This is a genomic window from Streptomyces sp. NBC_00569 (assembly GCF_036345255.1).
Lineage (GTDB): Bacteria > Actinomycetota > Actinomycetes > Streptomycetales > Streptomycetaceae > Streptomyces.
The window spans coordinates 1,789,634-1,811,541 of sequence record NZ_CP107783.1 but is presented as its reverse complement, the minus strand read 5'-3'; the positions used below and the strand labels follow the sequence as shown (position 1 = coordinate 1,811,541).

At 67.9% G+C, this 21,908-nt stretch carries 22 protein-coding genes and 2 pseudogenes; 14 read left to right on the top strand and 10 right to left on the bottom strand.

Features of this window, described 5'->3' with window-relative positions:
- Nucleotides 1–2 precede the first annotated feature (2 nt).
- From OHO83_RS08365 to OHO83_RS08345, 5 genes are all read right to left on the bottom strand, one after another.
- Nucleotides 3–773 (bottom strand): MlaE family ABC transporter permease, encoded by a 771-nt coding sequence (locus OHO83_RS08365; protein ID WP_266677316.1) that lies wholly within the window; start codon nt 771–773, stop codon nt 3–5.
- The gene (locus OHO83_RS08360) at nt 770–1,714 is read right to left on the bottom strand and encodes an ABC transporter ATP-binding protein (RefSeq protein WP_330279020.1); all 945 of its coding nucleotides are present in this window, start codon (nt 1,712–1,714) and stop codon (nt 770–772) included. Before OHO83_RS08360 ends, OHO83_RS08365 begins: the two co-directional genes overlap by 4 nt.
- 120 nt (nt 1,715–1,834) lie before the next feature.
- On the bottom strand, nt 1,835–2,860 hold the full coding sequence (locus tag OHO83_RS08355; RefSeq protein WP_330279019.1) for an RNA polymerase sigma factor: 1,026 nt from the start codon (nt 2,858–2,860) through the stop codon (nt 1,835–1,837).
- A 936-nt stretch (nt 2,861–3,796) separates the two neighbouring features.
- The gene (locus OHO83_RS08350) at nt 3,797–4,348 is read right to left on the bottom strand and encodes an SMI1/KNR4 family protein (RefSeq protein WP_330279018.1); all 552 of its coding nucleotides are present in this window, start codon (nt 4,346–4,348) and stop codon (nt 3,797–3,799) included.
- Between the two features lie 397 nt (nt 4,349–4,745).
- A complete protein-coding gene (locus OHO83_RS08345) occupies nt 4,746–5,879 on the bottom strand; it encodes a winged helix DNA-binding domain-containing protein (RefSeq protein WP_330279017.1) in 1,134 nt (377 codons plus the stop codon).
- 190 nt (nt 5,880–6,069) lie between these two features.
- Between OHO83_RS08345 and OHO83_RS08340 the strand changes: the two genes are divergently transcribed.
- The 7 genes from OHO83_RS08340 to OHO83_RS08305 all read left to right on the top strand — a co-directional run bounded on the left by OHO83_RS08340 (nt 6,070) and on the right by OHO83_RS08305 (nt 12,838).
- Nucleotides 6,070–6,294, top strand: coding sequence for a hypothetical protein (locus tag OHO83_RS08340; RefSeq protein ID WP_330279016.1), 225 nt, complete (start codon nt 6,070–6,072; stop codon nt 6,292–6,294).
- On the top strand, nt 6,294–6,506 hold the full coding sequence (locus OHO83_RS08335; RefSeq protein WP_329437664.1) for a LexA family protein: 213 nt from the start codon (nt 6,294–6,296) through the stop codon (nt 6,504–6,506). The genes OHO83_RS08340 and OHO83_RS08335 overlap by 1 nt, the downstream gene beginning before the upstream one ends.
- Before the next feature lie 427 nt (nt 6,507–6,933).
- Nucleotides 6,934–7,305 carry a hypothetical protein gene (locus OHO83_RS08330; protein WP_330279015.1) on the top strand — a complete coding sequence of 124 codons (372 nt, stop codon included), beginning with the start codon at nt 6,934–6,936 and terminating at the stop codon, nt 7,303–7,305.
- Nucleotides 7,306–7,905: 600 nt separating this feature from the next.
- Nucleotides 7,906–8,904: an aldo/keto reductase gene (locus tag OHO83_RS08320; RefSeq protein WP_443066095.1), complete on the top strand. Its 999-nt coding sequence runs from the start codon at nt 7,906–7,908 to the stop codon at nt 8,902–8,904.
- Between the two features lie 349 nt (nt 8,905–9,253).
- Entirely contained in the window at nt 9,254–10,081 is an 828-nt protein-coding gene (locus OHO83_RS08315) for a tetratricopeptide repeat protein (RefSeq protein ID WP_330279013.1), read from the top strand.
- 679 nt (nt 10,082–10,760) lie between these two features.
- Nucleotides 10,761–11,611, top strand: a protein-coding gene (locus OHO83_RS08310; protein WP_405596638.1) for an IS5 family transposase whose coding sequence is annotated in 2 segments (ribosomal slippage) — nt 10,761–11,118 and nt 11,118–11,611 — 852 coding nt in all. Because the reading frame shifts where the segments join, the coding sequence is not laid out codon by codon here.
- 105 nt (nt 11,612–11,716) lie between these two features.
- Entirely contained in the window at nt 11,717–12,838 is a 1,122-nt protein-coding gene (locus tag OHO83_RS08305) for an IS630 family transposase (RefSeq protein WP_330279012.1), read from the top strand.
- 17 nt (nt 12,839–12,855) lie between these two features.
- Here OHO83_RS08305 and OHO83_RS08300 read toward each other — a convergent pair whose 3' ends face one another.
- Together OHO83_RS08300 and OHO83_RS08295 are read right to left on the bottom strand one after the other, a co-directional pair.
- Nucleotides 12,856–13,254 carry a hypothetical protein gene (locus tag OHO83_RS08300; RefSeq protein ID WP_330279011.1) on the bottom strand — a complete coding sequence of 133 codons (399 nt, stop codon included), beginning with the start codon at nt 13,252–13,254 and terminating at the stop codon, nt 12,856–12,858.
- 127 nt (nt 13,255–13,381) lie between these two features.
- Nucleotides 13,382–13,888 carry a MarR family transcriptional regulator gene (locus OHO83_RS08295; protein ID WP_443066032.1) on the bottom strand — a complete coding sequence of 169 codons (507 nt, stop codon included), beginning with the start codon at nt 13,886–13,888 and terminating at the stop codon, nt 13,382–13,384.
- Nucleotides 13,889–13,951: 63 nt separating this feature from the next.
- On the opposite strand from OHO83_RS08295, the gene OHO83_RS08290 reads away from it, so the two are divergent.
- On the top strand, nt 13,952–14,809 hold the full coding sequence (locus OHO83_RS08290) for an alpha/beta fold hydrolase (protein WP_330279010.1): 858 nt from the start codon (nt 13,952–13,954) through the stop codon (nt 14,807–14,809).
- A 34-nt stretch (nt 14,810–14,843) separates the two neighbouring features.
- On the opposite strand, the pseudogene OHO83_RS08285 reads toward OHO83_RS08290, so the two are convergent.
- Nucleotides 14,844–14,982, bottom strand: a pseudogene (locus tag OHO83_RS08285) (arsenate reductase family protein); the annotation flags it as partial.
- Between the two features lie 474 nt (nt 14,983–15,456).
- Between OHO83_RS08285 and OHO83_RS08280 the strand changes: the two are divergent.
- The 5 genes and pseudogenes from OHO83_RS08280 to OHO83_RS08260 form a co-directional block, all read left to right on the top strand.
- Nucleotides 15,457–15,864 (top strand): PH domain-containing protein, encoded by a 408-nt coding sequence (locus tag OHO83_RS08280; protein WP_330279009.1) that lies wholly within the window; start codon nt 15,457–15,459, stop codon nt 15,862–15,864.
- 127 nt (nt 15,865–15,991) lie between these two features.
- Nucleotides 15,992–16,258: a hypothetical protein gene (locus tag OHO83_RS08275; protein WP_330279008.1), complete on the top strand. Its 267-nt coding sequence runs from the start codon at nt 15,992–15,994 to the stop codon at nt 16,256–16,258.
- 93 nt (nt 16,259–16,351) lie between these two features.
- On the top strand, nt 16,352–16,918 hold the full coding sequence (locus tag OHO83_RS08270) for a YcxB family protein (protein ID WP_330279007.1): 567 nt from the start codon (nt 16,352–16,354) through the stop codon (nt 16,916–16,918).
- Between the two features lie 864 nt (nt 16,919–17,782).
- A complete protein-coding gene (locus tag OHO83_RS08265) occupies nt 17,783–19,984 on the top strand; it encodes a peptidoglycan recognition protein (RefSeq protein WP_330279006.1) in 2,202 nt (733 codons plus the stop codon).
- Nucleotides 19,985–20,283: 299 nt separating this feature from the next.
- Nucleotides 20,284–20,373 (top strand): annotated as a pseudogene (locus OHO83_RS08260) (IS5/IS1182 family transposase); the annotation flags it as partial.
- 67 nt (nt 20,374–20,440) lie between these two features.
- Here OHO83_RS08260 and OHO83_RS08255 read toward each other — a convergent pair.
- Both OHO83_RS08255 and OHO83_RS08250 read right to left on the bottom strand, forming a co-directional pair.
- On the bottom strand, nt 20,441–20,875 hold the full coding sequence (locus OHO83_RS08255) for a VOC family protein (protein ID WP_330279005.1): 435 nt from the start codon (nt 20,873–20,875) through the stop codon (nt 20,441–20,443).
- 186 nt (nt 20,876–21,061) lie between these two features.
- On the bottom strand, nt 21,062–21,235 hold the full coding sequence (locus tag OHO83_RS08250) for a hypothetical protein (RefSeq protein ID WP_330279004.1): 174 nt from the start codon (nt 21,233–21,235) through the stop codon (nt 21,062–21,064).
- Between the two features lie 106 nt (nt 21,236–21,341).
- Here OHO83_RS08250 and OHO83_RS08245 point away from each other — a divergent pair, with 106 nt between their 5' ends.
- Nucleotides 21,342–21,776 (top strand): NUDIX domain-containing protein, encoded by a 435-nt coding sequence (locus tag OHO83_RS08245; RefSeq protein ID WP_330279003.1) that lies wholly within the window; start codon nt 21,342–21,344, stop codon nt 21,774–21,776.
- The last annotated feature ends 132 nt before the right edge of the window (nt 21,777–21,908 follow it).

Genomic DNA, 21,908 nt, shown 5'->3' with positions numbered 1-21,908 from the left:
GGCTAACCCCTCTGCGGGACGACTTGGAAGTACACCGCGGTCATCACGAAGTTCGTCACGAACAGCAACATGAAGGTGATCACCACCGACTGGTTCACGGCGTCACCCACCCCCTTGGGGCCGCCTTTCGCCGTAAGTCCCTTGTACGAGGCGACGATCGCGGCGATCGCGCCGAACACCAGCGCCTTGATCTCGGCCGCCCACAGGTCGGAGAGCTGGGCGAGCGTGGTGAAAGAGGCCAGATAGGCGCCCGGTGTGCCGTTCTGCAGGACGACGTTGAAGAAGTAGCCGCCCGCCACGCCGACCACCGACACCAAGCCGTTGAGCAAAACCGCCACCACCATTGATGCCAGGACCCGCGGGACGACGAGGCGGTGGATGGGGTCGATGCCGAGCACCTGCATCGCGTCGATCTCCTCGCGGATCTTCCGCGCCCCGAGGTCCGCGCAGATCGCCGTGCCGCCGGCGCCCGCGATCAGCAGCGCGGTGACGATCGGCGAGGCTTCCCGCAGCACCGCGAGGACCGAGGCTGCCCCGGAGAAGGACTGGGCGCCGAGCTGCCGCGTCAGGCTGCCGATCTGCAGCGCGATGACCGCACCGAAGGGGATCGACACGAGAGCCGTCGGCAGGATCGTGACGCTTGCGATGAACCAGGACTGCTGAATGAACTCCCGGGCCTGGAAGGGCCGTCGGGGCATGGTCCGGACGACGTCCAGCGCCATCGCGAAGAGGTTCCCCGACTGCCTGAGCGCCCCGGTCGGTGACAGGCTCATGCGTCCGCCACCTCCTTGCGGTGCAGCTCGGCCTCGCGCCGCGCGATCGCCTCCCAGCGGGGCGGGCGGGTGATGTCGGGGCCCGGCAGCAGCCGCGGCGTCATGTCGTTGCCGACATGGCGGGCTTTGCGGTCCAGGTCGCCGAGCCGCGCCAGCTCCTGCTCGACCTGGGCGGCGTCCTTCTCCTCGGCCATCCCGATGGGGCCCTGCATCCGGCCGTTCAGGAACTGCTGTACGACGGGCTCATCGCTCCTCAGCAGCTCCTCGCGGGGCCCGAACATGACCAGTTCACGCCGGAACAGCAGGCCGATGTTGTCCGGCACCTGGCGGGCCGAGGCGATGTCGTGCGTGACGATCAGGAAGGTCGCGTCGATCTGTGCGTTGAGGTCGACGATCAGCTGGTTGAGATAGGCGACGCGCACCGGGTCGAGGCCGGAGTCTGGTTCGTCGAAGAGGATGATCTCCGGGTCGAGGACCAGGGCCCGGGCGAGGCCGGCCCGTTTCCGCATGCCGCCGGAGATCTCGCCGGGCAGCTTGTCCTCGGAGCCGATCAGCCCGACCATGTCCATCTTCCCCAGCACGATGCGCCGGATCTGGCTCTCGGACTTGCGGGTGTGCTCGCGCAGCGGGAAGGCGATGTTGTCGTACAGGCTCATCGAGCCGAACAGCGCGCCGTCCTGGAACAGCACGCCGAAGAGTTTGCGCACCTCGTACAGCTCGTGCTCGCGCAGTTTCGTGATGTCCCGTCCTGCGACTTTCACGGAACCCCGGTCCGGTTTCAGGAGTCCGACGAGCGTCTTGAGGAACACCGACTTGCCCGTGCCCGAGGGGCCGAGCATGACCGAGACCTCCCCGGCGGGCAGCGTCAGCGAGACGTCCTGCCAGATGACCTGGCGACCGAAGGACTTGGTCAGCCCTTCGACACAGATCTCGACACCCATCCGGTCCACCCTTCTGCCGTGGAACAGCTCCGACAACTGCTCTACGGGGAGGGGAGGGGTGTCCGTCGCTGCGGAGGTGGATTTTGTCGGGCGGTTTTTTCGGCAGTTCTTTCGGCGGTTCTACGGCAGCGTGGCGGGGGCGGAGGGCGTGGCGGGAGCCTCCAGGAGGGCCGGAACCGTCGGGGGGACCGTGGGCGCGGCCGGCAGGCCGGGAAGAGCGGGCACACTCGGCAGGTCGGACACGCGGGGGAGGTCGGGGACATCGGGGACGGACGGCACCGGTGACAGTGGGGCGTCCGGCAGCGATGGCACCGACACCGACAGCGGCAGCGGCAGCAACGACGGCAACCGGCTATGACCGCCGGGCGTCGGCGTCGCCGGGGCGGCCGGCAGATCAAGGGCGTTCGGGGTCGCGGCCCGGCCGCCGCCATCGGGCCGGACGGTCGGCGTGGGCGCCTGGGCCCTACGGGACACGGAGGGACCGGAAGCCGCGCCCTGCCCGTTCCCGTAGTGGACGTACGGCAGCACGCACCCCGCCACCACCAGGGTGCAGGCAGTCGAGGTCACCGCCACGGCCTGCGCGTGACCGCCCGCGCGCAACTTGCCGTGCCCCCACAGGAACAGGGCGAAGCCCAGCGTTCCGGCCAGCGAGTCGCGCAGCGTGCGCCGGGCCCGGGCGAGCAGCGACTCGACCGTCCGATAACTCAGCCCCATGCGAACGGCGACCTGGCCGACATCGAGGTCCTCGGACTTCAACCGGAGTGCTTCGGCCTGGCGAGCGGGCAGCTCCCCGCTCTGCACGGCCAGCCACCTGGCCTCGGCCCGGTCGCACACCGCGTCCTCGATGGGCACCGGACCCGGCATGGCGAGTGTGGGGCTGCCGTGTACCTCGGCCTCACGGTTGACCTGGCGGTACCGGTCGACGCACAGCCGCATGGTCACGGTCGTCAGCCAGGCGCCGAGGCGCTCGTCGTCCAGCTCAGGGCGCTCCGCGGCGCGCAGCATCGCCTCGTGCACCGCGTCCTCGGCGTCCTCCGGGCTCATCGACCTGCGCCGGGCAACCTTGAGCAGTTGCTCGCGGTGGCCCCACATGTGCTGCCAACGATCGTCGGCCGTTTGCGTCCAAGCAGGTATGTCCGTCGTCATGAGAGCCCCTTCGCGCTCACCCGCCGGTCTCGTGCCGTCCGGCGGGTGGCGACATTACCGCCCGGTATCCGCGGGTGTGGAGGGGGAGGAGGCCATCGAGTCCACACTGTTGCTGGTCGGTGGTCGGTGGTCGGTGGTCGGTGGTCGGTGGTCGGTGGTCGGTGGTCGGTGGTCGGTGGTCGGTGGACGGGAGCTCTGCTGGGCAACCCCCGTCGGCTCCGTGACCGAGCCGGCTCGCCCGGTGACGGAGCCGCTGGAGCCTGCCATACATCGACCACCCGGGGATGAGAAAACGCCACCCGCCCTGAGACGGGGGCACCTGGAGGACGTGAGACAACCCGAGAACCTGCTGGTCAGCGCAATGCCCTAGGGCAAGTGGTGCGAGATCCTAGGCGCCGGAGCTGAGTATGCCTGGCGGGCCGTCGTCACCAACGAGACGAAGAGCTGCATAGGCCTCACCTGCCTGCTGCTCATCGCCAACGCCCTGATCCGCGACCAGGGCCGCCGGTTCGGCACCATCGAAGACATCGACGACGTCACAGGGACTCCGGAATGCAAGGCACAAGGCCACCGGCCGAGTTCGACCTCGCCAACTCCAATGGACTCGTGACGCGGCGGCGGTGAAAGGCCGAGGGGCCGTGCACATCGGGGCAAAAGTTACGGACTCCTTCCGTACTCGCGACTGTCCACGACATGCCGAAGAAGTTTCCAGCGAAGAAGACGACCGCCAAGAAGGCGACGGCGAAGAAGACCGCCGGCGTTCAGGGACAAGCCTGAATCACTGACCCGCCCGGATGCCCGCCGTGGCTTCGTTGCTCTCTTGGAACAGCGGTGGGCGATCGGTTCCGGAGGCAGTTGGTGATCACCTGGCTCACGGTTCGCGATGAGAATTGACGGCGCTGTTGTGTCTACGAACGTGGGACGGACAGCCCCTCGTCAGAGTGGCCGGCCGTCGAGGGGGTCGCCGGAGCCGGGCTTGAAGGTCGCGCCGAGGTCGTACTGCGCGATCCCGAAAGGGTGAAAATCGGCATCGGCAAGGACGCGGTGGAGGAACTCCGAGGTGGACATGTCGTACCGGTGCCAACCACCGACGTCATGGGACCGCGCAAGGACGAAGTACTCTCCCGGCCGCTCGGCATCGATGAGCCAGAAGTACTCGTCGGCCCATTCGGTGGAGCCCCACTCAACCAGCCCCTTGCCGCCCGGCGCGTAGATCGCATAGGGATCGACGGCGGAGACGCTTCCGAGCTTGCTGTCCTGGTCGACCGACAGGTCGACCCGCCACTGTGTCAGGAAGTCGAACGCGAGGCCCTCGTCGCGCCCCAGAAAGTAGAGGGAATCACTGAAGACGCCGCCGCCGAACACCTCGTAGAGCTCCTTGTAGTCCGCAGGCAGCGGAACTCCCAGTTCTCCCTCGACCGCCGCCCAGTCGACGGAGATCCCGAGCGGCTCCCACCCGGTCAGTTCGATCACTCGCTGAACCCACATGCACCAATCTTTTAGCACCGGGCTTCGTTCCGATGTCGCTTACCCCTCGTCGCTCAAGTCAAGATCGGCAGTTATCGCACCCAGCCGACCTTGGCGGGTTCCTCAGCACGGGCTCGGGTGCTGCCCTAGCGAGAACCTCGATGACTCCCAAACTCGTCGACATCACCCATCCGTGGATTGGCGTGCCCCCAAACTCATAGACAAGTGACTTCACCACTGTGAGACAAAGCCACCCGCCGCATCCTTGCCGTCGCGCCCACACCTGCTCTGGCCGCCAAGCTGCCGATGTGGAAGCTGACCGCCATGCTCCGGTGAGCCGGCCGCCGCCGGGGCATCGAAACCCACGCTCAACGAATCCAGCAGCCCTTCCGCGAGGAAGCCCCGCGGCAGCTGCCCCTCACAGTAGCCGCGCCTCAGCCTCAGGGAGTTTCGACCACCAGTGGCCGTAGCGGCTGTAGACCGCCGCCTCGCGTTCGCTGAGGAGTGTCGTCAAGGACTGAGCCTCTGCGGCGAGCCCGTCCCAGGCGGCGGGGGGCAGGGGGTGGAAGGCCGTGGCCTCGATGCCGCCGTCCACCGGGCGCCAGACACCGGCGACAAGGCCGTCCACCAGCAGGGTGGGCAGTACGTCGCCGTTCCTGCGGATCACCAAGGGGCGGTAGGCCGGGGGTATCACCCGGCTACGGTCGGCATAGGCCAGTAGAACGCTGTCCCACATCGCCATCAGCCGAGGCGGGGCGGGGGTCTCCGCAGGCGGCCGGGAGGCGCCTGGAAGGTCGAACAGCGTGTCGCCGTCCGGCCCTTGGAGCTGCTCGACGGCGCCGTCGAGAGCGCGGAGCGCCTCGCGGATGGCCGCCCGCTGCACCATGGCGAACTGCGCCACGTCCGCCATCGAGGCAGGCCCGAAGCCCGCCAGGTAGCGCAGGATCAGGGTCCGTAGCGCCTGTGGATCCATCGCCCGTCCCGTGGGGGCGGGTCCTGTCCCCGCAGCGACGAAGGACGGCCTCAGGCCGAACGACCACGGGGCGTCCGTCGGGGCATGATGCAACGGCGCGTACGCCTTCAACCCCCACCACGCCCCCTCCTTCTTCTCGGCGCCCAGCCGCTCCTCGACCCACGCCTGCATCTCTGCCGAGGTGCGCTGCCGGCGGGCGAAGGCCAGCAACTCGGGCACCAGCTCGTCGGCGTCCGCCGGGGCCAGCCCCGCGGCGGCGAAGCGGAAACCGAGCCGGGAGGCGTACAGCGTGGGCTGCATCGCCGCGCGGAAGGCTGGGTAATCCTCGGCGTGCACGGCGTGCAGGGTGATTCGCATGAGGGTCGCCTTGGCCACCGAACGCCCGGTGAAGGCGGCATCCAGGTCGGCGGGAGTGAACCTGGTGAGCCGGTTCCACAGTGCGAGGTAGGGCGAAGCCGGGTGCTGTGCCTGGAGCGCGACCACACGCCGCACGCCGTCAGGGATGGTCAGCGGCTCACGCTCCAGCAGCAGCTGGCGGCTGAGGGTTGCTCGGTTGAGTTCGCGCGCGCTGATCGCCACGACGCAGGATTCTGCCCCACCCCACGCGCCCCGGCTCCTGTGCTCCAACTTTGGTGACACGAATCCGCGTTCGCCGCGGTTCGATGGCACACGCGCAGGGTTCGCTGGCGCAGGACGACGAGCACGTCCCCGACACGTCGAGGGGCGTTGCCTTTGCTTCGGAATTCGAACATACGCTCTACTAGAGAGCATGGACCGCCACTTTCCGAGCGACCTCCTGAAGGCGCAGACGTCCTGGTACGTCACCTACGAACAGCTCGCCACCGGCTCGTCGGACGACGCGGCTGCCCAACGCCGACGGCTCCTCCGTCTGTCCCGGCTCATCGCCGGGCACCCGTACTGGACGACTTCGGCGGGCACGCCCGCGGCCCGGATGGCACTCAAGGAGATCGCCCGTACGAAAGCGCGGCCGTGATGCTCACGGACCGGCAGATGCGGATCATCCGCAGCGCACGGGAGTGGACCGCCGAGTACGGGGAAGCCCCGTCGGTACGCGAGCTCGCCGCGGCGGTAGGGGTCTCCTCCACGTCGTCGATCGTTTACCAGCTGCGAAGACTGCGGGAGATCGGCATTGAGATAGAAACCCGTGGCCGCCCCAGTGGACGGTGCCCGCACTGCGGTCACTGACCCTCTCGCCACCCAGCCCCGGATCCGGATCAAATTGTTCGCGGTCCGGCCATTCGCACAGTCGCTTCTGTGTCGGCACGTGGCTGGTCACATGGAGCACTGCGCCCGCGGTGGAACCCGCTGTGAGAGAGACAAGCATCGCGATGACAGGTTGCCGGGACCATCCCCCAGGCGCTGGGCGACACTTGCAGCCGCTCAGAGTGAATCGGCATGAAAGGACCATCCCCGCAGACGCGGGGAGCACCGGCACGGTCCGGCTGCCGACCGCGGCGGGACCATCCCCGCGGGCGCGGAGAGCACGGCCTTCGCGGTGGCCCGCTCCTGGGCGAACCAACGTGCGAGCCTCCTGCCGATATAGCCTCAGCGGATGCCCGTTTCGCAGAGGGCATGCGGCCCGTGAACAGTACGTATGAGAGATGGGAAGTCGATGGCTCTCAAAGAAGGTCAGCGGGTGGAGCTGGCAGCCGACATCAAGCTGACCGACTCGGTTGAGGTGTCGGGGGTCATCATCGGGTTCCTGTCCTTGGCGGCGGGCACCAGCGGGACCATCGAGCGGGTGACCGACCACCAGGACGAGAGCGAGGACGTGCGCGAGTACGAGCGGCTCAAGTCGCTGCTCGACGCCTACGGACTGGACATGCCCACGGAGAGCAGGAGGCAGCTCGAAGAAAAGGTTGCCTCTCTGGAACCCGCGTGGACTGCCTTCCAGGAACGGGCGCCTCACGTGAGCGTACGGGTCCGCTTCGACAACGGGTTCATCCTCGACGGGGCCGACGAGGCCGTCTTCATCTCTGCCTGAACTGCGCCTGGACGCAGTCATCGTGCTCCCGGCCGCCGCCTACGAGAAGGAGCTCCCATCAGGGCATGGCGTTCCTCCAGCCCGACCAGGATGTTGTCCGCCGGGAGCCCGAACTGGGCCAGGGTATGCGTGTCGCTTCCTGCCACGACAGCCCACGCCTGGAGAGGAAGCGCAGCAGCGGCCGTAATCCGTTTCGTAGTTGCGCTTCGTTTCCCGCTCCAGATTCCGGAAGACCTCGGACCGTACGCCCGAACACGGGTGGCAAGGCCGATCACTAAGCTCTGTGGCTTGACCAGTGCACCGTCCGGAACGGGAGACCGCCGCAGTGGTGCCATCCTCCGAGACAGGCAGCAGTTGTGACGGAGGACATGCGAGTGCCACTGACCGCTCAAGCGCCAGAAGGCCTGAGCCGACGAGCTCGGTACTTCGTGGAGGGGCACGGGCTGCGCGTTCCCCGCCGCGTCGGCCGGGAACCGCCATCCTTCCCCGGCGGAGCCTTCGGGCATGTCGGCTTCCAGAACGCGCGGGCCGCCCTCGTAGGCGGGAGCCGGCGGGAGGGCGATTCCACCCCACCGCTCCTGGTAGGCCACGGCGCGGTCGATTTCTGGTCTGCAGGTCAGCCCCCTGTGCCTCGGGGCGATGATGTTCGGGCCCTGGGGCAACGAGGACGAGGCCGACTCGATCCGGATCATCCACCGCGCCCTCGACGCGGGCATCAACTTCGTGGACACCGCCGACGTGTATTCCGCCGGCGTGTCGGAGGAGATCGTCGGCAAGGCACTCAAGAACCGCCGCGAGAACGTCTTCCTCGCCACCAAGTTCTTCATGCCCATGGACCAGGACGACCCCAACCAGCGCGGCGGCTCACGGCGCTGGATCATCCGCGCGGTCGAGAACTCCCTGCGCCGGTTGGGCACCGATCACATCGACCTCTACCAGGTCCACCGCCCGAGCCCGGACACCGACGTCGAGGAGACCCTCGGCGCACTCTCGGACCTCGTCCACCAGGGCAAGGTCCGCTACATCGGCTCCTCGTCCTACTCCGGCTCCCAGATCGCCGAGGCCCAGTGGGCCGCGCGGGAGCGGCGCCTGGAGCGGTTCGTGACCGAGCAGCCGCCATACTCGCTCCTGGTCCGCGGCATCGAGGAAGACGTCCTACCCACCGTTCGCCGCCACGGCATGGGAACGCTCACCTACAGCCCGCTCGCCGGCGGCTGGCTCTCGGGTCGCTACCGCAAGGACAACACCTCCGGCCCGGCCTCGACGGCCCGGCCCGCGGCCCGCTTCGACATGAGCACCCCGGCCAACCAGCGCAAGCTGGACGCGGTCGAACAGCTCGCAGTACTGGCGGAGAAGGCCGATCTCAGCCTGATCGAACTGGCCGTCGCCTTCGTCATCAACCACCCCGGCGTCACCTCCGCGATCATCGGACCGCGCACCATGGAGCAACTGGAAGCGTTCCTGCCCGCCGCCGATGTCACGCTGCCGGCTGACGTCCTGGACCGCATCGACGAGATCGTGGCCCCCGGAGTGACCGTCAACCCTGCCGACAACAGCTACGGCGACTTCGAACTCCGCGCCGGCCAGCGCCGGCGCTGACACAGGCGGCAAAAGCGCGAAGACGAGTCCCAGGCTGTGCAGGTCACGCTCGTCGGGATCGGGGCACTCCCGCACTCCCTGGGGCCGCGAGGGACGTTCGGAGTGGGTGAGCACGCTAGTTGGCCATCGGCGCCAAGTAGCGTGCTCAGTCACAGGGGTGTGACTGAGCACGATTGTCCTGTCCCAGCGAAGTGTGGGCAGTCTCGGAGTTCTCTGGGCAGCAGATGCCACGCCTCGCGGAAGTCCGGGCAAAGGGGTGCGGCACCTCAGGTTCTAGGACAAAAGGGCCGCCAATCAGCACCCTGGCCCTTCGCCGAGCAGCGTGCGCAGCATCCGTATGCTCCCGGCCATGAGATTCTTCCGGCGCGGCCGAGACGACGCCAGACGCATGACGGGAACCCCGGTGGCTCGGGCCAAATCGCTTTACGAGGCCGGGCGTTACGCCGAAGCAGAGGCCGAAGCGCGCGCCGCGGCCCGGTCGCGGCCACGCGACGACGAGTACGCAGCGGTGGCGCTGTTCATCGCCGCGATCGCGACGGGCGCCCAAGGCCGCCACGCCGAGGCGGTCGTCACGTACGACGAGGTGCTGTCGGCCTTCAGAAGGATATTTGGAGCCCATCACTGGCAGACCCTGAAGCTGCGCTCGGACCGCGCCCAGCAGCTGGCCTCGCTTGGTCAGTACGCCGAGTGCGAAGCAGAGTGTGCGGCCGTCGCCGAGGCCGCGAGCCGCCGTATAGGCCCGGACATGGCACTCGTAACGGCGGCCGCCCGCAACGGACTGGTATTCGCCCTCAATGCGCAGGGGCGCCACCAGGAGGCTGAGGCGCTCGCCCGCGAGGCGCTGGCCGTCCATCGCGAACTCGACCGGGCGTCCCTGGTCCTGCGGCTCGGCCTGGCCCGCAGCCTCAACGGCCAAGCCCGCCACGAGGATGCCCTCGCTGAGGCGCAGGGGGCCGACGAGCTGTACCGCGCTCTGCCCGAGAGCCAGCGCCATCCGGACATGGGTGCCGTCGAACTGGCCTTTGCCACTGCCCTGTTGGGGTTGCGCCGCACTCCCGAAGCGCGTCTGCGGGCCGTAGCCGCTCACGATACCTGCCTGGCCTCCTTCGGTCCGGACCACAGCCGCACCGTCGAAGCGCAAATGCTGCTCGAGCGCATCGACGGCACGCGACCGTAAGCTCAGGCCACTCTGGGTGGGCCGCATGCGCACCTTGGACACCTCAACCGGCTATCGCAATGAGGCGGGCCAAGGTCACTGACACGCCGGTGCGGCCCCGAGGCCCGCACTCTGAGGCAGCGTGAGTCGGCGGGCGTGGTGATGTTGCCGCATCTGCTGGCCGGCTCCCTCCAACGTCGCCACCCTGTGCAGCCGACCGTCGCACCGCGTCCTCCCCGATCGAGCTCAGTTCGGTGCGGGAAGGAGGTAAGGATGCCGATGCGGCCGCGGCTCTTGTGAGCGGGTGACCGGGGCATAGCCCTCTGTGTGGCGCAGAGCGACCAGCTGTCGTGTCACCGTGAGCCGCCCCCCTTTCCATGGCTCTCCCCATACAAGGGCGCCTGGGCATACCTCGAACTGCCCACCCTGGAACGGGACATTCCGGGCTAGAGCGTTTCAGGAAACCTGGGCACTGCAGGTCGCGGCCTCGGCCTGCCCACACTTGTCTGAGACAGGGCGGCGATGGACAACTCCGATTCTCAGAATCGGATCGGCAGCGGACCGAGGGACCGGCCGGTCACCGACTCCGGGCGTGGCGCCGCCCAAGCGCACACCGGCCCAGAGGGTCACGGTCCTGCGCCCGTGCGGGTGGCCCCTAGGGCCTGTCTTCAAAGGGAGTTGATGGGGCATCATGTAGTGCATGGTGCGGCGGCATGAGCTCTCGGATGAGGAGTGGGATGTGCTGTCGAGGCTGCTTCCGAGGGCGGAGACGGGGCGGCCTCGGCGGGATGACCGGGTGGTGCTGAACGGGATCGTATGGAAGCTGCGGACCGGTTCGGCCTGGCGTGATGTGCCCGAGAGGTATGGGTCCTGGCGGACGCTGTACACGCGTTTCCGCAGGTGGGCGTTGGATGGGACCTTCTCGCGGATGCTGGAGGCGGCCCAGGCCCGCAAGGATGCAGTCGGGGACATCGACTGGCTGGTGTCGGTGGATTCCACGATTGCCCGCGCTCACCAACACGCGGCAGGTGCTCGTAAAAAAGGGCGGCCCCAGCGGAATCGGCACACTCTCACGCCCTCGGACGATCCCGTGGCGGACTGACCACGAAAATCCACCTCGCCTGCGACGGCCGCGGACGCCCGCTCGGCTTCCTCGTCACGGGTGGCAACGTCAACGATTGCACCCAGTTCGAGCAAGTACTCGCGCGGATCAAAGTCCGGCGCACGGGACCGGGACGACCGCGTACTCGGCCCGAACATCTCCTGGGCGACAAGGGATACAGCACGCGACACATACGCAGCTACCTGCGGAAACACGGAATCCCGCACACCATTCCCGAACGTTCGGACCAGCAGGTCAACCGCCGCCGACGCGGCAGCAACGGCGGTAGACCACCTGCCTTCGACAAGGAACGCTACAAACAGCGCAACGTCGTCGAGCGTTGCTTCAACGCGTTGAAGCAGTACCGGGCCATCGCCACCCGCTACGACAAGACCCGTGAATCGTATGAGGCAGCCCTCACCATCGCATCACTCCTGATGTGGATCTGACTCCTTTGAAGACAGGCTCTAGTGCTCTGACCGCCTATGTTCGCCGGGTTGGTGGTCGTGGCGGTTGGATGTGCGGTGACGTCCGTTCCGACCGCTGGAGGCGCGGTGGCTGAGCCTGTCCGTGTGCGCAGACTGACTGACCAGGAGGGGCAGCGGCTGCAGCAGATCGTGCGCCGGGGCAGCACGAGTTCGGTGCGCTACCGGCGGGCGATGATGCTGCTGGCCTCTGCCGGCGGCAACCGGGTGCCAGTGATTGCCCAGTTGGTGCAGGCCGACGAGGACACCGTGCGCGATGTGATCCACCGGTTCAACGAGATCGGCCTGGCCTGTCTGGACCCTCGGTGGGCGGGAGGCCGTCCCCGCCTACTCAGCTCTGACGACGAGGACTTCGTCGTGCAGACGGCCACCACCCGCCCCGCCAAGCTCGGCCAGCCGTTCACCCGGTGGTCACTGCGCAAACTCGTCGCCTACCTGCGGAAAAAGCACGGTCGGATGATCCGCATCGGCCGAGAGGCGTTACGCAGCCTGCTCGCCCGCCGCGGTGTCACCTTCCAGCGCACCAAGACGGGGAAGGAATCCCCCGACCCGGACCGTGAAGCGAAGCTGGACCGGATCGAGGAGGTCCTGGACCGTTTCCCCGACCGAGTGTTCGCCTTCGATGAGTTCGGACCACTCGGAATCCGGCCCACCGCAGGCTCGGGTTGGGCCGAACGGAAACGTCCCGACCGGGTGCCGGCCACCTACCACCGCACTCACGGAGTCCGGTACTTCCACGGCTGCTACTCGGTCGGTGACGACCGCCTGTGGGGCGTCAACCGCCGCAGGAAAGGTGCCGCGAACACGCTGGCCGCGCTGAAGTCGATCCGCGCCGCCCGGCCCGACGGCGCCCCGATCTACCTGATCATGGACAACTTGTCCGCCCACAAGGGCGCCGACATCCGGCGCTGGGCGAAGAAGCACAAGGTCGAGTTGTGCTTCACCCCGACCTACGCCTCGTGGGCAAACCCGATCGAGGCGCACTTCGGACCGTTGAGACAGTTCACCATCGCCAACTCGAACTATCCCAACCACCCCGTGCAGACCCGAGCCCTGCACGCCTACCTGCGCTGGCGCAACGCGAACGCCCGCCACCACGACGTCCTTGCCGCCGAACGCAAGGAACGCGCCCGCATCCGAAGCGAGAAGGGCATCCGCTGGGGCGGACGCCCACTCACGACGGCAGCCTGACCAAGAGGCCTCGGGGGTCAGACCACCAGCGCCCCGTGCAGCGCACTGAACGTCTCGCGAAGTTCCAACGTGGCGATCGGATCGATCTCCATCTGCAAATGACACACGTCGTCGTCGCCATTGGGAGTCAGGCGCACGAAAAAGGCGAAACCGTCCCCGACGGGCTCCGCCTTCAACGTCAGCGGATTGTTCCGACCGGGAGTCACCGCCGCCGAAAAGCGTCCACCCGCCGACGAGCGCAGGTGAGAGACCATGCGGGCCGCGAAGTCCACGACCTCCGCAGCGCTGAGATCCGCGGTGAAGTCAGCTGTCAGCCAGGAGGACCAATCTGCCGTGATCTGCCAGCTGTCTGCACGGGTCCGAGCCAGTTCCAGCCACACGTCATCGTTGCCGAGGCGTATCCGCGGTTCTTCCATCGTTGCCCTCCGACATCCATGCCTGGGCTCAAGATCCTATAAGTCGGATCTCCGTCGGAAGTCGTCGTACGTCATCCACCCTCCCAGCAACCCGGCGAACCTTCCCGGTCAGAGCACTAGGGAGCGGTCATCGGTCCTGCTCCGGACTGAGGACGGCGTGGGCAGCCGTCAGGAAGCGCCGCACGGTCTCCCGTTCGGCGGGGTCGAAGGAGTCCAGCACGCCCAGCAGCCCGTCGATGACGGGGCCGAAGAACTCCTGGCCCAGACGGATCGCCTCCGGCTCGACGCGCAGCAGGACACGGCGCCGGTCGCGGTCGTCGCGGACCCGGGCCACGTGTCCGAGCCGCTCCAGCCGGTCGATCACGGCGGTGGTGCCGGCCGAGTTGAGGCCGAGGCGGGCGCCGAGCAGGCCGGCGGTGGCCGGCTCGCCGGCCCGGACGGCGTCGAGGAGGCAGATCAACGCCCGTACGTCGGTGCTGTGCATGGCGTTGCGGGCGGCGAACTCGGCCTGGCGCAGGCCGAACTCGACGGTCACGGCGCGCAACAGGTGCACCAGCCGCAGGCTGTCCGGCTCGTGCGGCCCGCGGCCGCTCCGGTCGGCCCTGCCATGGCCGTCGTCCTGGTTGTCGTCCACATCGCCTCCGCCTACGATCTCTCGCTGAGCGAGATTATCGCCAGGCGAGATAATGGGGTCAACATGTCCGTGATCGTGCCCGGTTCCTTCCGCACCGCCTACGACGAGGTCCTCAGCCGGTGGCCCGGACCGGTCGACCGCGCCGACCTGCCGACGCCCTACGGGGTCACCCGGGTCAACAGCTGCGGCCCGGCCACGGCGCCGCCGCTCGTCCTGCTTCCGGGCGGCGGGGCCACCTCCACGGTGTGGGGCGCCTGCGCCGCGGCCGGGCTCGCCCGCCGTTACCGGGTGCACGGCGTCGATCTGATGGGGGATCCGGGGTTCAGCGTGCCTCAACCCGGGCGTCCGGCCGGCTCCGTCGACGACCTCGCCGGCTGGCTGGACGCGGTCCTCGACGGGATCGGTTCCGCGGGCCCCGACGCGGGTCCGGTGCTGCTCGGCGGGCACTCCTACGGGGCCTGGATCACCGCCCACTACGCGGCCCAGCGGGCGGAGCGCGTCGCCGGCCTTGTCCTGCTCGACCCGACCCAGGTCTTCACCGGCCTCAGCCCCGGCTACGTCCTGCGCGCACTGCCGATGCTGGCGCGGCCCACCCCGGGACGGATCCGCTCCTTCCTCGCCTGGGAGAGCGGGGGAGTGGCCCTCGACACGGCCTGGCTGCGGCTCCAGGAGGAGAGCGCCGGCTTCCCGGCCGTCCGCCCGGTCACCGGGCCGCGGCCGGACCCGGCCCCACTGCGGGAGCTGCCGGTGCGCGTGCTGCTGGCAGGGCGCGCCCGCTGCCACGACCCCGGCCGCGTCTCCCGGGCCGTCGCCGAGGTGCTCCCGGGAGCGCGGACCGAGGTCCTGCCGGGGGTCTCACACCACGCGTTCCCGCTGGCCGCGGCCGACCAGATCGCCCGGCGGCTGGACGCCTGGACCTAGCTGGCCGCGCCCGGTGAGGATGGCGCCCTGGTAGTCAGGCCTTGCGCGACCGGGCGTCGCGGACGGCCTCATCGAAACGGGCGACCACGGCCGTGCCGTCCTCGACTGTGATGATCGGGCGGGCGCTGAACCAGCTTCGAGTGCGCGGCCAGGTGGGCGGTCCAGCGGGCGCGCCTCCTCGGTCTCCTCGCCCGGCAGCTCCCGCAGATCGGTCTCCCGGGCCTCACTCACGCCGACTGCGCCACGTTCTCGCAGCTCAAAGGGGCTGTGCGCCGAGCAGCGCCCTTTGAGGGGTCAACTGGACTGCACGGCGGGCCAACTATCGTGCTGTGTCACACCTGTTGAGCGCCGCAGCCGTCGGACCAGCGCCACGGTTCTCGTGCTCGAGGCGCGGCAGTGGGTCGGCAGGGGCGCCGTGATCTGTGGGTGGCCGGGGAAGTCTGAGCAGTCTTAAGACCGGGGCCACCCCTCGCTGCTGTTGCCGCTCAGATCTGAGCAGCAACGCACGGGGTGTGAGCGTGATCATCAAACTACGTCCTGCGGGGAGCTACGCACGGCAGCAGGCCGGTGGCAGGATCACGCAGGTGGCAACAGATGATGAGTTGACTCTCCGCTACGGAGGGACGTCCGCACGGTGGTGGACCGCAGTGGCTGCGCTGGCCGCCATCGCAATGGGGGGCGCGGCCGCTCTGGGGGGACCGGACGCCAACCAATGGGCGGCCGCCTCCGCGTGCGTCGGCGCGGGGGCCCTCTTCTCGGCCTTCGGGTTCCTCTTGCGCCGCGTGGAGGCGGGTCCGGACGGGCTGCGCTACCGCACCGTGCTGCGCTGGCACAGGCTGGAGTGGGACGAGATCGTACGCCTGCAGGAAATACAGGTGATGCCCAACGACAAGCGCCAGAAGACCCCGAACGTCCGTGTCGAGGCCACCCTGCGCAGTGGCGAGGCCGTCCGGCTTCCGGTGCCGTGGTTCGGTGCCGTGGACGCGATCACCTTCGAGGGCGAGCTGCGCAAACTGCGCGCAGTACGCCGCCGTTACACCCCCTCCGCACACTGACGACCGTGCGTGCAGCTCCAGTGGTGCACGACGGCGATTCTCGCCTCGGCACCGCCGCGGGTGACCTCGCCGCCACCGTCGGCTTCGGTTACCTGGGTCGGTCGTCCTCTTCGCAGTCGGCAACTGCGTGCCCGCCCTCGCCCACCGCTTCGGCGCCCTGAGCGCGATGACCGCGCTTGGGATCGCGTACGTCATCACCCGCTCCCTCGGAACTTCCGTCGCAGACTGGATAACCCGCGGCGGCCTCGGCCTCGGCCTCGGCCTGTCGCCGGTCACCCTCGCGTGGACCGTCGCGATCACCAGATTCTTCGGCTACCTGGCCATGTCACGGCGCGACACGGGCGCCCACACCGCAGCCTGGGGATCAGGGCGCGCAACGCGCTGTGGAGCCTGATTCCGAGGCTCGCGGGACCGTGCGCAACGGCGGCCGTCCGACTCGGCATTGAAGTTCGGTAGGATCCGCAATTCTTCGTACTGGGGAGGGACGATGGCCGAGAGTGGCGGCGCCGAAGGCACCAACAACAGCGCCGGAACCTATGACGGTGTCGTGGACGAACAGAGCGCGGTCCAGTTGGCGTACCGGCCCGAGTCTGCCGACGCACTGGTCGGCCTGCGGGTCCGTGAGCGGATCAAGCGGACCGGGCTACTGCTGCGCGGTGTGTTCCTTGCACTGTGGGTGGGGCAGTGGCTGCTCTCCACCGTGGGCCGCGGAAGTATCGACGTGGTCTCGACGGTCCTGTTCTTGTTCGTCGTCCTGCTGGTGTGGGGGTATCCGCGGCTGCAGGCCGCGCAAGTGCAGCGGGTCGTCGGGTGGCAGGGTGAGTACCGCGTCACCGTTTCGCCGGTCGGGATCAGCTGCCGTACCGACCACAGCACTTTGAGCCAGAAGTGGTCTTTCTTCCAGGGCTACCGGGAGACGGCAGGTCACTTCGTCCTGCTCAGCCGGGACCCCAGCATCACGTGGCTCAGTGTCCTTCCCAAACGGGGTGTGCGTGAAGATGAGGGCCTCGACCGGCTGCGGGCCATCCTGGACCAACACACCTCTCGCGTGTGACGGACTGGAAAGGCACCACCCACGGACAGGCCTGACCCTCGAGGCTTGCGGCCAGTTCACGGCCCGGCTTCCCATTCGGTGAGAGCGGAGCTACGGGGCTCGTTGACCTCGTGTGCGAGATGTCAACGAGCTGGTGAATACGGTGTTTTCGCGGTCACGGCGGCTGATGTGTCCCACGCTCGGCTGCCGGCGCACCTTGGCGAAAGCATGCGCTGTGAAAGGGCTGGCTTTTGCCTTGGGAGCCTTGGATTGTCGCCTGTGCAGTGGCCGCGCGAGACGAAGTGGCATCCGGGTGCTCAGGACGGAGCGGGAGGGGGCCCATTAATTCGTCAGAAGCGGCGTGCTGGGAGGTTCGGCACGCATCAGCGCAGGCGCGGCGTCGATGCGCACAGGCCGGACGCTGCCCTGGAGTTGAGTCACCCGGCCCTCGTTCTACGGGCTCGGGTCACTGCTGGTGGGTGTGGCCTACGTGGTTCGGGGGCTCCTCTATCCCGAATCCTGCCAAGCCCACCTCGGGAGGTCCGCATCGTCGGATTCGACGTCCTTGTATTCTGCGGGCCGATCCTCATCAAAGTTGGCCAGGTACAACGCAGTGGGTGAACTCCTCACGAACTTCTAGCGACTCCTACGCGCTGGTCGTCATGAGCTGACCAACTCCCAGGATAGCCCCCCGACATCACGCCAAGTGATCTCCGTCACCCCACCCAATGGAGAGTGACGTTTACCGGCTCGGCCGCGCTCTCTGAGTGAGCCATCCCGTGACGGATGTGTCTCACGTGACTTTCGCAAGTGGCCCTTCGCGGCCGTCTATTGGGGTGGATCGTCTTGAATCGTCGTACCTCGCGTGCATACAGACCACTGAGCTTGAAACGACGGGCGTGGATCACGCTCGGCGCGGTAGTGCTGGGGGGCGGGGGCCTGGTCACCTACGCCGTGGCCACCCCTTCCCAGGATCCAGAAGCAGGCCGGGCCAAGCGGCCGGTGAAGGTCTACGACCTCGCGCTGAAGGGCACCACGAGCGGCAAGCGTGAGCTGCCAGGCACGCAGACCAAGCAGTTCTCGATGCTCGGCGTCTCCTGGACCGGGGCGACCAAGCGGCTGCACGGCAGCGCCCAGGTGCGCACCCGCAGCCTCGAGACCGGCGCGTGGACTGCCTGGAAGGACCTCGAAGCGAACGTCGACCCGTTGGAGAGTCCCGAGGCCGGAGCCGAGACGCGCGGCGCGTCCGAGCCGCTGTGGGTCGGCCCCTCCGACGGCGTCCAGGTCCAGGTCGTCCGCAAGAACGGCTCCACCAACGCGGGCCTGCCCAAGGGCCTCCAGGTCAACCTGGTCGACCCCGGCGTGGCAACCACCGCCGAAATGAAGGCCAAGCCTGCCGCGTACGTCGCGCCGGCCGTCAGCGACAGCGCTTCACCCACCGACTCGGTCACGCCCACCGACTCCGCGTCCCCGAGCGACTCAGCCGCCCCGTCCGCGCCCGCGTCCCCTTCCTCCGCCCCGAGCGCGTCCGCGAGCCCGTCAGCCACCATCCCGACGGCGCCCCCGTCCACCGTGCCCGAGCCGCCGATCACCTCGCGGGCCGGATGGGGCGCAGACGAGTCGCTCAGCCCGGACCCGTCCGAGTACAACCCCGATGTGAAGGCCGTCTTCGTCCACCACAGTGACGGGACGAACGACTACTCCTGCGCCGACTCCGCGTCGATCGTGCGAGGCATCTACGCCTACCACACCCAGACCAACGGCTGGAACGACATCGGCTACAACTTCCTGGTCGACAAGTGCGGCACGATCTTCGAAGGCCGCAAGGGCGGCGTCGACCGGCCGGTGCTCGGCGCGCACACCTACGGGTGGAACCGGGAGTCCGCAGGCATCGCGGTGCTCGGCGACCACACCTCCACCGGCGCCACCAACGCGGCGCTGGCCTCTGTCGCCCGTATCGCGGCCTGGAAGCTCGGCCAGTACAACGCCGACCCCGTCTCCACCGTGAAACTCACCGCCGGCGCGACGCAGACGAACTACTTCGGCACCAGCTTCACCGCCGGCAGCCAGTACACGTTCAACCGGATCTCCGCCCACCGCGACGGCTACAACACCCAGTGCCCCGGTAGCTCCCTCTACGGCCAGTTGCCGACGATCCGCGCCTGGGCGTCCGGCCCGGTGCAGGACCTGAAGGTCACCTCGCTGTCCGGCGCCGGCCAGTCCGGTTCGACGTACTACACCAAGGGCGCCATCACGGCGAAGTGGTCGACGACGACGCCCGGTTCGCTGATCTCCAAGTTCGAGCTGCTGGTGGACGGCAAGGCTGTCGCCACCGCATCCGGTACGGCCACGTCCGTGGGCACCACCCTGGCCCTGGGCACCCACACCGTCGCCGTGCGGGCTGTGCACCAGTCAGGCAAGACCACGACGACCCCGGCGCTGAACGTCGTGGCGGAGACGACGGCACCGACCTTCACCACCGCACCGAAGCTCTCCCTGCGCACGGGCACCGTCAACACCAGCGCCGTGCCGGTCACCCTCGGCTGGAAGGCGACCGACAACACCGTGCTGAAGTCCGTGAGCCTGCTGACCCCGACGACGGCCACCTTCGGCCCGACGACGGCAAGCTCCAGCCGCACCGCCGCATCCGGCACCGCGAGCACCTGGTCGATGAAGGCCTACGACTACGCGGGCAACACCCGTACATCGTCCGCCTCCTTCACCCCGATGATCCTTCAGGAGACGTCGGCCACCAAGTCCGGTACCTGGACGTCCCGTTCCTCCACGAGCTACCTCGGCGGCAAGTCGTACTCCAGCGGTTCCAAGGCCGCGAGCCTCACCTGGACGTTCACAGGCCGCTCCGCCTCGTGGGTGGCATCGCGGGCGTCGAGCTCCGGGCAGGCCTACGTATACGTCGACGGAGTCAAGGTCAGTACGGTCGACCTGAAGTCGTCCAGCACCCTTTACCGCCAGGCCATTTGGACCAAGTCGTGGTCCAGCAGCGCCAAGCACACCGTGAAGATCGTGGTGGTCGGCACGAGTGGTCGTCCGACGATCACGACGGACGGACTCGTCTACATCAAGTAACACCCCGCACTGCACCAAGGCAGCGGCCTTCACGATCCGACCAGATCCACCTGATCGTGAAGACCGCTGCCGTTTGCACGCCGGCACGGGAAGCAACAGATACCTGAGCTGTGCACAGGTCCGAACCGACCTGTGCACGGCTCAGGCGGCAGCGGATCACGCCGTCGTCCAGAGTCCCGCCCCCGTGGACGGCGTTGGCCAGGGCCGGCGGAACACTGCGCCAGGCACCAGCCCGGGCAGGCGCGCTCGTCGTCCAGGTGCTTGGGAAGCAGCAACCCGGGCCCGTCGGCCAGGGGCTTGTCCTTCGTGACTGCCGTCTGAAAGGCGAAGGCGTTCACACCGCCATGCTCGGAATTGCCCGGCTCCACAACCTCGCCCTCACGGGGTAACTCCCGCCCCATACGCGACCAGAAAGTCCCAGGGAGACGGCACCCCCACCTCCTCGGCTCGGAATGCTCAGTCGATACAGAATTCGTTTCCCTCGATGTCCAGCATGGGGATGCACGACTCGTTTTCCTCATCGGCATACAGCGTTTGCACGTGGGTGGCGCCGAGCGCGACCAGTCGTGCGCACTCGGCTTCGAGCGTGGCGAGGCGCTCGTCCCCCACCAGCCCGGTGCCGACCCGCACGTCGAGATGTACCCGATTCTTGACGATCTTGCCTTCGGGGACGCGCTGGAAGTACAGGCGTGGGCCCACGCCTGACGGATCACTGCAGGCGCACCATGATCCCTGCTTCTCAGGAGGCAGGGTGCGGTTGAAATCGTCCCAAGTGGCGTACCCCTCCGGTGGCGACGGTATGACGTACCCCAACACTTCACACCAGAAGCGAGCGAGTCGCTCAGGTTCTTCGCAGTCAAAGGTGACTTGGAACTTCTTGATCGCTGACATCGGCGCACCGTACCGCGTACAAGGGGCCCCTGTGTCTCATCTCCCAAGGAGGATCCGCCCGTCACCCGTCGCGCGCTGGGTCTCCCGTGGACACCAAGTGACCAAACCGGACCTTCCGCGAGAACGACGCGACCGTGGCGACGGATCGCCCCAGTGTCCCCGGGATCCAGTCCTGACAACCGACCTTCATGCCAGGACCAGTTGCGGTACGTCCCTTAGCGGGACGAAAACCTTCGCTGCCTCATCTAGCCGCTCCCACTCCTCCAGCCATGGCCGGTGCGGGTCCCACGGATTCCCGTGCACCTCCAGCGCGCGGGTGATGTCGTTCCCGGTCACGGTCCACCAGGTGGTTTCGTTCACCTTCAGCGACAGTGTTTGTCGGCCAGTTTGAGCAGCGTTCAGCGATCTCTGTGGCGATAAATGTTCACGAGTTTTGGCTCTGGTCCAACTTGTGTGGTCGGCGACGGTGAGCTATTGGGCGTCCGCCAACCTGTTCGATCTATCGCCCGTGTCGTGGGCAGCTCCCGGCGAAGGAATCGAGCCGGGCGAGACGCCATTTGCCGCTCTCCGCCGTGAACTGCGTGAAGAGGTTGGTCTTGTCGTAAGGGCCGATCCGCCGCATGTCTGGCACCAGGAAGTCGTGGCGCCTGATCATGCCGAAGGCTACGACGGGGTCATCAACGACTACTTCCTCGTACGCACTGTCAATTTCAGTCCGCGCGGGACTCTGACCGACGACCAACTTGCCGCGGAGAACATCAGCGGTCTGAAGTGGTGGCAACCTGAGGAGGTTGATGCTTATGCCGGTGCCGATCTGTTCTCCCCGCGCGACCTTGCGTCGCTTTTGACGGAACTGATCACCTCTGGTGTTCCAGCCGGACCAGTACGGCTCGGTCTATGAACAGACAGCCCTGTCACGGTGCGAGCAGGACTCGCTTTCGCAGGAGGGCGAAGCCGGCGCGGCCGAACATCTGCCGCTTGAGCATCTTGATGCCGTTGACGAACCCACCGCACTTTCGAGCCTGCCCGCCCA